The sequence below is a fragment of the Actinomycetota bacterium genome (genome assembly GCA_036280995.1).
Classification (GTDB): domain Bacteria; phylum Actinomycetota; class CALGFH01; order CALGFH01; family CALGFH01; genus CALGFH01.
In genome coordinates this window covers 1-2,027 of the sequence record DASUPQ010000664.1, presented here as the reverse complement: position 1 = coordinate 2,027, position 2,027 = coordinate 1, and the positions used below count along the sequence as shown (strand labels likewise).

The following is a 2,027-nucleotide window of genomic DNA, read 5'->3' as shown; positions in this document are numbered from 1 at the left end:
CCGATACGACGCCAACGGCTGGCTCGGCGATGTCGAGGAGGGCTGCGCTGCCTGGCCTGCTCGGCGCGCGTGGTGGGCGAGCACGCCCGCGATCACGTCCTCGGGCAGCGGCGTCATATAAATCTGGGTGGTGCTGAGCAGCGCGTGACCAAGTACCCACTGCACGTCGGTCAGCGGCACCTCGGGGTCGCGGGCCATCCGGTAGGCCGCAGTGTGCCTCAAATCGTGCAGGGTCCAGTTGGTGCCCAGCACGGCGTTGGCCCGGCCGAACATCCGGTAGGCGGCGTGATAGGCCAGCGGCCGGAACGGTCGCCGAAGTGTCCACCACAGCGGGTCGTCTGCCTTTGCGGCAACCAGGCCGTGCATCTGAGCCTGATACAACCTCAGCCACACGAACGCGTCTGGCGAGGCCCGGCACCTGCTGGATCGCCCTTGTTCCCTTGCGCACCACCGTGATCAGCTGTTGTCCGGGGTCCGCGTCGCGCTGACGGGCGCCCAGCAACTCTGCGGCCCGAGCCCCCGAGGACACCCACATCGCGACCAGCGCCAGGTCACGATGCGAGGAGACTGGGCGAACAGCTCGTTGCACTTCTCGTCGGGGATGCTGTGCGGCACCCGCTGGACATGCCGGGGCCGGTACAACCCCGACCGCTCATTGCGGTAGGGCTCCATCGGGTTGTGGTGGGCGTGAGCGCGCCCCTTGCGACGGGCCACCGGGAACGGGTTGACCATCGGCCCCGACCCGGCGTCGCCGCGCCAACACCGGAGCCTCTTGGCTTGTCGGTGATCTGGACCCATCGGGTGAAGTCGCGCGCCTCAGACCGGGTGGCATGGTTCCACGGCACCTCAACCGCCCACAGGAACCGGAACCAGCGCAGCAGATCCATCCCCGTACGACCGCTGGGTCAACGCCGACCGCCCGGCCGCCTGCAAGTCCCGCAGCCACACCGCGACCCGACCACCTCGCCCGCCGGGTCCACTAGCCGCCACGGCTCTCACACGTCGCCGGTCTCGGCCAGTGACCCGACCCTCGGCACGGCAAACGACCCGAGATCCCGGTCGTCCTCCTCTCTGTCGCTCACAGGTCGGGACCGTAGCGGCCCTGTCCCGGCCCGCACCGTGATCCGCGTGGACTCTCCCGGTAGTTCAGTCAACGGGTAAACACCCTGATGGTGCAGGACGTGCTCGCCGACGACGGGTGGGCCGCGCAGCTGACCGAAGCGGACCGCCGCGGCCTGACCCCGCTGTTCTGGACCCACGTCGCCCCCTACGGCGAGGTCAAGCTAGACATGAGCAGCCGGCTCGTACTCGGCGCACCCGCGCCGCCCACGTAGCGAGCCGCCCGCGCGGCCGCGGTGGAGGTGCCGGCGATGCCAGCGAGGCCGCCGGTGAGCAGCAGAACGTGCACGGTGCAGCACATCGCGCGCGTCGGCCTCCCACAGAACGCGGCGGCCGCCACCGCCTGGGGTGTCAGGCACAGCAGGAGGTTGGCAGCTCGTTGCGGAACGTCCGGGCGACGATCCGCAGGCTTTCGGCCATGGTCAGGTAGGGCGCCCAGGTGTCGGCGATGTCGTCGACGCTCATCTTGGCCTTGATGGCGTAGGTCGCGGCGAGCATCATCTCGCCGGCTCCGTCGGCCAGGGCGTGCACGCCGAGCACCCGGCCGGTGCCGGCGTCGGCGACCAGTTTGACCGCGCCGCGAGTGTCGCGGTTGACCAGCGCCCGCGGCACGTCCGCGAGGTCGAGGACCCGGCAGTTGCATTGGTGCCCGGCGGCCAGGGCCTCAGCTTCAGTGAGCCCGGCCGAGGCCAGCTGCGGGCGGGTGAACACCACCGACGGCAGCCCGGTGTAGTCGACGCGGGCCGGGCGGGCGCCGCCTGTGGCGAGGGCGTTGACCGCCGCGGCGCGGCCGGTGGCGGCCGCGACGTAGACGTACTGCGGGGCGCCGGTGACATCACCTGCCGCGTACACCCGCGGGTTGGCGGTGCGCTGCGCGTCGTCGACGGTCACGAACCCGCGCACGCCGG

The 2,027-nt window shown here is 71.2% G+C and carries 3 protein-coding genes; 1 reads left to right on the top strand and 2 read right to left on the bottom strand.

Features of this window, described 5'->3' with window-relative positions; translation table 11 throughout:
- Positions 1-366 (bottom strand): site-specific integrase (locus tag VF468_22605; GenBank protein ID HEX5881081.1); only part of this gene is annotated, 366 nt, incomplete at its 3' end.
- Positions 367-1,169: 803 nt separating this feature from the next.
- Here VF468_22605 and VF468_22600 point away from each other — a divergent pair.
- Positions 1,170-1,334, top strand: coding sequence for a hypothetical protein (locus tag VF468_22600; GenBank protein ID HEX5881080.1), 165 nt, complete (start codon positions 1,170-1,172; stop codon positions 1,332-1,334).
- 136 nt (positions 1,335-1,470) lie between these two features.
- On the opposite strand, the gene VF468_22595 is transcribed toward VF468_22600, so the two are convergent.
- Positions 1,471-2,027, bottom strand: a 557-nt coding sequence (locus tag VF468_22595; protein HEX5881079.1) for a mercuric reductase, incomplete at its 5' end; no start/stop codon positions are given.